General features: G+C 74.2%; 6 protein-coding genes. 5 read left to right on the forward strand and 1 reads right to left on the reverse strand.

Going from position 1 to position 6,977, the window contains the following annotated elements:
* Window positions 1-155 precede the first annotated feature (155 nt).
* The 5 genes from rpsO to J1M41_RS00465 all read left to right on the forward strand — a co-directional run bounded on the left by rpsO (window position 156) and on the right by J1M41_RS00465 (window position 5,751).
* A complete protein-coding gene (gene rpsO, locus J1M41_RS00445; protein ID WP_017488396.1) occupies window positions 156-425 on the forward strand; it encodes a 30S ribosomal protein S15 in 270 nt (89 codons plus the stop codon).
* A 296-nt stretch (window positions 426-721) separates the two neighbouring features.
* Window positions 722-2,983, forward strand: a complete 2,262-nt coding sequence (locus J1M41_RS00450) for a polyribonucleotide nucleotidyltransferase (protein WP_129866883.1) — start codon at window positions 722-724, stop codon at window positions 2,981-2,983.
* Window positions 2,984-3,085: 102 nt separating this feature from the next.
* A complete protein-coding gene (locus tag J1M41_RS00455; RefSeq protein WP_113913937.1) occupies window positions 3,086-4,405 on the forward strand; it encodes a pitrilysin family protein in 1,320 nt (439 codons plus the stop codon).
* 43 nt (window positions 4,406-4,448) lie between these two features.
* Complete coding sequence (dapB, locus tag J1M41_RS00460) at window positions 4,449-5,240, forward strand: 4-hydroxy-tetrahydrodipicolinate reductase (RefSeq protein WP_060973493.1); 792 nt, start codon at window positions 4,449-4,451, stop codon at window positions 5,238-5,240.
* Complete coding sequence (locus J1M41_RS00465; RefSeq protein WP_060973492.1) at window positions 5,233-5,751, forward strand: hypothetical protein; 519 nt, start codon at window positions 5,233-5,235, stop codon at window positions 5,749-5,751. Before dapB ends, J1M41_RS00465 begins: the two co-directional genes overlap by 8 nt.
* Before the next feature lie 17 nt (window positions 5,752-5,768).
* Here the strand turns inward: J1M41_RS00465 and J1M41_RS00470 are convergent.
* Window positions 5,769-6,977, reverse strand: a 1,209-nt coding sequence (locus J1M41_RS00470) for a heparan-alpha-glucosaminide N-acetyltransferase domain-containing protein (RefSeq protein WP_206450927.1), incomplete at its 5' end; no start/stop codon positions are given.

Raw genomic sequence — 6,977 nt, forward strand, 5'->3', positions numbered from 1 at the left:
GTGGGGGACCGGTGGGGTGCTCACCGGGCCAGGGTAGGCGATGCGGTAGACTCGACCCTCGGCCTCCCTGCAGTCCGCGGTGGGGTGGGCCCCGCGTCGTCCGCCCCGGCGGGGCGCGGCCCGTGTTCGCGGTACCGAAGTGAAGGAGGCCCACCATGGCCCTGGATCCCGCTGTCAAGCAGCAGATCATCAAGGAGTACGCCACCCACGAGGGCGACACCGGTTCCCCCGAGGTGCAGATCGCGGTCCTGTCCCGCCGCATCAAGGACCTGACCGAGCACCTCAAGGAGCACAAGCACGACCACCACACCCGTCGCGGCCTGATGGCCCTGGTCGGTCGCCGTCGTCGCATGCTCGGCTACCTGCAGAAGGTCGACATCGAGCGCTACCGCGCGCTGATCGAGCGCCTCGGCCTGCGCAAGTGACCTGAGGAGGCGGCGCCGGAGCCCGCGGGAGACCCGCGAGCGCCGGCGCCGCCTTTCGTCTGCCCCCGGACGCACGTAGTGTGTCCCGGGGGAGAGATCGCCGCAGCCTGCGGCACTCCGGCGCGCCATGGCGCGCATCCCCGCATCATCGACACACCCGACGGCTCCGCGCCCATCGCTCGCGGTCCTCGACAGTGGCTCCCGGACCCCGCCGCACGGCGGGATGCCGAGGGCCTCGATCGAAGACCAGGGGGACAGGGACGCCTGCGGCGCCGTCCACCTGAAAGGAGGCCCTCATGGAGGGTCCTGAGATCACCTTCGCCGAGGCCGTCATCGACAACGGCTCGTACGGCAAGCGCACCGTCCGCTTCGAGACCGGGCGCCTCGCCCAGCAGGCCGCCGGCGCCGCCATGGTCTACATCGACGAGGAGACGTCGATGCTGTCCGCCACCACCGTCGGCAAGTCGCCCCGCGAGGGCTTCGACTTCTTCCCGCTGACCGTGGACGTCGAGGAGCGCATGTACGCCGCGGGCCGCATCCCCGGCTCGTTCTTCCGCCGCGAGGGCCGCCCGTCCACGGACGCGATCCTCACCTGCCGCCTGATCGACCGCCCGCTGCGCCCGGCGTTCGTCAAGGGCATCCGCAACGAGGTCCAGGTCGTCGTGACCGTCACCTCGATCGCCCCGGACGAGATCTACGACACGGTGGCCATCAACGCCGCCTCCCTGTCCACGCAGCTGTCCGGCCTGCCGTTCTCCGGTCCCATCGGCGGCGTGCGCATGGCCCTCATGGACGACGGCTCCGGCACGCGCCAGTGGGTCGCGTTCCCGAAGCACTCCCAGCTCGAGGGCGCCGTGTTCAACATGGCCGTGGCCGGCCGTGTGGTGGGCGACGACGTCGCCATCATGATGGTCGAGGCCGAGGCGACCCCGGACTCCTGGACCCTGGTCAAGGAGCGCGGCGCGCAGGCGCCCACCGAGGAGATCGTGGCCGAGGGCCTCGAGGCCGCCAAGCCCTTCATCCGCGCCCTGTGCGAGGCCCAGGCCGACCTGGTCAAGCGCGCCGGCAAGGACCCGGTGGACGTCCCCGTGTTCCAGGACTACCAGGACGACGCCTACGCCGCCGTCGAGAAGCTCGCCACGGACCGCCTGACCGAGATCTTCTCCATCGGCGACAAGCAGGAGCGCGAGTCGGCCTCGGACGCCTACCTGCTCGAGGTGCTCGAGGAGCTCGCCGGCGAGGGCAAGGACTTCGCCGAGCGCAAGGGCGAGATCGCCAAGGCCTACGGCTCCCTCACCAAGCAGATCGTGCGCCGCCGCATCCTCACCGACCAGGTGCGCATCGACGGCCGCGGCCTGACGGACATCCGCAAGCTGACCGCGGAGGTGGAGGTCCTGCCCCGCGTGCACGGCTCCGCCATCTTCGAGCGCGGCGAGACCCAGATCATGGGCGTCACCACGCTGAACATGCTCAAGATGGAGCAGCAGATCGACTCGTTGGCGCCGGAGACGGCCAAGCGGTACATGCACCACTACAACTTCCCGCCGTACTCCACCGGCGAGACCGGCCGCGTGGGCTCCCCGAAGCGCCGCGAGATCGGCCACGGCGCCCTCGCCGAGCGCGCCCTCGTGCCCGTGCTGCCGGCCCGCGAGGAGTTCCCCTACGCGATCCGCCAGGTCTCCGAGGCCCTCGGCTCCAACGGCTCGACGTCGATGGGCTCCGTCTGCGCCTCCACCCTGTCCCTGCTGAACGCGGGCGTGCCGCTGCGTGCGCCCGTGGCCGGCATCGCCATGGGCCTGGTCTCCGCCGAGGTGGACGGCCAGACCCAGTACGCGGCCCTGACCGACATCCTCGGCGCCGAGGACGCGTTCGGCGACATGGACTTCAAGGTGGCCGGCACCGCGGAGTTCGTCACCGCGATCCAGCTGGACACCAAGCTGGACGGCATCCCGGCCTCCGTGCTGGCCGCCGCCCTGACGCAGGCCCGCGAGGCGCGCCTGCACATCCTGTCCGTGCTGAACGCCGCCATCGACGCCCCGGACGAGATGGCCCCCACCGCCCCGCGGATCATCTCCGTGCGCATCCCGGTGGACAAGATCGGCGCGGTCATCGGCCCCAAGGGCGCCATGATCAACCAGATCCAGGACGACACGGGCGCGGACATCACCATCGAGGACGACGGCACCGTGCTGATCGGCGCCACCGACGGCGCCTCGGCCGAGGCCGCGCGCTCCGCGGTGAACGCGATCGCCAACCCGCAGGTCCCCGAGGTCGGTGAGCGCTACCTCGGCACCGTGGTGAAGCTGACCACGTTCGGCGGGTTCGTCTCGCTCACCCCGGGCAAGGACGGCCTGCTGCACATCTCCGAGCTGCGCAAGCTCAACGAGGGCAAGCGCGTGGACGACGTCGAGGACGTGCTCGGCGTGGGCCAGAAGGTCCAGGTCGAGATCACCAAGATCGACGACCGCGGCAAGCTCTCCCTCTCCCCGGTGGTGGCGGAGTCCGACGCCGTGGCCGAGACCGCGGACGCGATCGAGTCCTCGCAGACCGAGGCGTGATCCGCCCCGGCCGGGCACGCCCGGCCCGGTGACCACGACGGCGCCGCACCCTCCCCGCGAGTGGTGCGGCGCCGTCGTCGCGCATGGGCGAGAATGGCCGTCATGAGTGTTCACCGTGAGATCCCCCTGGACTTCGACGGCGTGCTGGCGGACGAGGGCAACGGTTCCGTGGTGCGCCGCTCCGTGCTGCCCGGCGGCGTCCGCGTGCTCACCGAGGCCATGCCGGACCAGCGCTCGGTGACCATCGGCTACTGGGTGGCCGTGGGGTCCCGTGACGAGTCGCCCGAGGGCTACGGCGCCACGCACTTCCTCGAGCACCTGCTCTTCAAGGGCACGCCCACGCGCACCGCGATGGACATCGCGGCCGCCTTCGACCGCGTGGGCGGGGAGTCCAACGCCGGCACGGCCAAGGAGTCCACCGTCTACCACGCCCGCGTGCTGGACGAGGACCTGCCGATGGCCGTGGAGGTCCTCACGGACATGCTCACCTCCTCCCTGATCGACCCGGACGAGCTCGAGACCGAGCGCGGCGTGATCCTCGAGGAGCTCGCCATGGACGCGGACGACCCCGTGGACGTGGCCCACGAGAAGCTCGCCGAGGTCATGCTGGACGGCCACCCCCTCGGCCGGCCGATCGGCGGCACGCCCGAGACGATCCGGGCCGTCACCCCCGACCATGTGGTCGGGCACTACACGCACTGGTACCGCCCGGACGAGCTCGTCGTCACCGCCGCCGGCCACCTCGACCACGACGAGGTCTGCCGCCTCGTCCTCGCCGCCCTGCGCGCCTCGGGCTGGGAGCTCACCCCGGGAGCCCTGCCCGCCCCGCGCCGTGCCGTGGACACCGCCGGGGCCGCGGCCTCGCGGGTGCGGACCGGCACGCACACCGTCACCAAGGCGGTCGAGCAGGCCAACGTCCTCGTCGGCGGCCGCTCGCTGTCCACCACGGACCCGGACCGCTTCGCCCTGGGCGTCATGCAGTCCGTCCTGGGCGGGGGCATGTCCTCGCGGCTGTTCCAGGAGATCCGCGAGCGCCGCGGCCTGGCCTACAACACCTACTCGTTCTCCGCCGGGTACTCCGACGCCGGCTACTGGGGCCTGTACGCGGGCTGCCAGCCGGACCGGGTGGACGAGGTGGCCGCGCTGATGGAGGCCGAGCTGGACCGGATGGCCGAGGCCGACGTCACCGGGGAGGAGCTCGCGCGCGCCCACGGGCAGATCTGCGGCGGCACCGTGCTGGGCATGGAGTCCACGGGCGCCCGCATGTCCCGGCTGGGACGGGCCGAGCTGGTCACGGGGGAGTACGTGGACCTGGCGGCCTCCCTCGCCCGGGTCCGCGAGGTCGACGCCGGCCAGGTCCGGGCCGTGGCCGCGCGCCTGGCCGCGGGGGACCGGGCGCGCGTCGTCGTCGCCCCGGCCTGACCTCGGCCACGGCCGCCGGGGCGGGCCGCGTAGGCTGGAGGCCATGACCGAGACCCGCACCCCCTCCGCCGTGTCCGCTCCCGACGACGTCCCGCGCGTCGCGATCCTGGGCGCCCGTGGCCGCATGGGCCGCCACGCGGTGCCCGCGGTGCGAGCGGCCGAGGGGCTGAAGCTCGTGGCCGAGCTCGGCTCGCAGGACCGCCTGGACGCGGTGCTCGACGCCGGCGCCACGCACGTCCTGGACCTCACGGTGCCGGACGCCTCGCCTGAGAACGTGGCCTTCGCCGTGGAGCACGGGCTGCACACCGTGGTCGGCACGTCGGGCTGGGTGCCCGAGCGCCGCGAGCGCCTCGAGGCGCAGCTGGCTGAGCACCCGGGGGTGGGCGTGCTGATCGCCCCGAACTTCTCGGTCGGCTCGGTGCTGGCCTCGGCGTTCGCCGCGCAGGCGGCGCGGTACTTCGAGTCCGTCGAGCTCGTCGAGCTGCACCACCCGGACAAGGTGGACGCCCCGTCGGGCACGGCCGTGCGGACCGCCGAGCTCATCGGCGCGGCCCGGGACGCGGCCGGCGTGCCCATCTCCCCGGACGCCACCGAGCATGACCCGGACGGCGCGCGCGGCGCCGTCGTCCACGGCGTGCACGTGCACGCGGTGCGCCTGCGTGGCCTGGAGGCGCACCAGGAGGTGCTGCTGGGCGGGCCGGGTGAGCAGCTCGTGGTCCGGCACGACGCATTCGACCGCGGCGCCTACATGCCCGGCGTCGTCCTCGGCCTGCGGACCGTGGCCTCCCGCCCGGGTCTGACCTACGGACTGGATGGATACCTGGACCTTGGCTGAGCCCTCCCGCATCCCCGACGACGGCGCCGTGGGCCCGACCGAGCACGCCGCCCGTGCCCGCCGCTCGACCGTGATGAGCAAGGTGTGGGTCGGCTTCGTGTCCCTGCTCGTGCTGCTGTTCGCCGGGTTCGCCCTCAACGCGTCCGTCGCGCTGGTGCGCGCCCCGCAGCCGCTGGCCAAGGCGATCGGCGTGGGCGTCATCCTCGTGGTGCTGGTGACCGTGGCCGTCCTGGCCCGCGAGGTGTGGTTCGGGCGCCAGACCGAACGCCTGGCCGACCAGCTCGAGGCCGAGGGCGGGCTGCCGGAGGACGACCTGCCGCGCTCGCCCGGCGGCCGGATCGACCGGGAGGCCGCCGACGCCCAGTTCGACCTGTACCGCGTGGAGGCCGAGGCCGCACCGCGCGACTGGCGCGCCCGCTACCGCCTCGCCCTGGCCTACGACGCCTCGGGCGACCGCCGCCGCGCCCGCGAGGCGGCCCGGGAGGCCGTCCGCCTGCACCGCGCCGGCTGACGCGGCCCACGCCTCGCTCAACGCCCTGCGACGGCCCGTTCCCCACCCGCCCGGGAGAGCCGGGCCATCACGGCTTCGAGCGGACCCCGTCGGCCGCTGAGCTCGGCGGCCAGCCCGGCCGCGAGGCTCAGCACGACGAGGGCGGCGAGCAGTGCCCCGTCGGCCGGGTCGAGTCCGGTCGCGTCCACGAGCGCGAGCACCACGAGGTGCCCCACGTAGAGCGTGAGCGGGATGCGCCCCGCACCCACGAGCGGGCGCAGCGCGGCGTGCCCGACCAGCGGCCGGGCCAGCAGGCAGGCGCCCAGCACGGCGCAGGCCCAGCCCGCCGCAAACACGGCGGCCACCACGGACCCGGAGTGCGGGGTCGGCAGGGCGAGCCACAGCGGATCCGGGATCAGCAGCGCGAGCCGCGGCTCGCCCGTGCGCAGCGTGAGCGCCGTCTCGGCCGGGTCCGTGCCGATCGCCGCGGCGACCCGCCCGACCGTGCCCGGGGCCCGCAGCACCGCCGCGCCGACGACGCCGGCCGCCGCCCACGCCGCGGCCCCGCCGCCGAGGATCCCGGCGGCCACGCGGGGCTGGTCCAGCGGCAGCCGCCCCAGGGCCAGCCCCAGCACGAGGAACGCGCCCCAGGACAGGACGGGGTAGTAGCCCGTGACCGTCAGATCGGCCAGCAGCAGCCCGGGACGCAGCAGGTCCGCGGGGCCGGGGGAGAGCCAGAGCCGCCCGCCCACGAAGAACTCCTGACGGCCCAGGGCGGCCTGTGCGGCCGCGACCACCGCGAACACCAGCACAGGCCCGAGCACGAGCCACGTCCCCGCGATCACCCCCAGGGTGCGGGCGCGCAGGCCCAGCAGGGGCAGCGCGAGCAGGAAGAGCAGGGCGTAGTGGCACAGGATCACGGCCACGGGGACCCCGAGCGTCCCGCACGCGAGCCCGAGCACGAACAGCAGACCCGCGCGGCGGGCGATCCGGCGGCGCAGCGCCGCGCGCCGGATCCCCGTGGCCGGCGTCGCGCCCCCCGTGGACAGGGCCAGCCCGACCCCGGCCAACAGGACGAACAGCACCGAGGCGCGGCCGGCGAACCACAGGAACGCCGGGTGGGGTGCTCCGTCCGCCGTCACCGGGTCGACGACGTGGACGGTGATCATGCCGAGCAGGGCGATCCCGCGGGCCGCGTCGACGCCGGGCAGTCGGCGACGCGCGGGCCGGTCCGGGCGGACGGCGGC

The organism is Micrococcus sp. KRD096, assembly GCF_017168495.1.
GTDB lineage: Bacteria > Actinomycetota > Actinomycetes > Actinomycetales > Micrococcaceae > Micrococcus > Micrococcus luteus.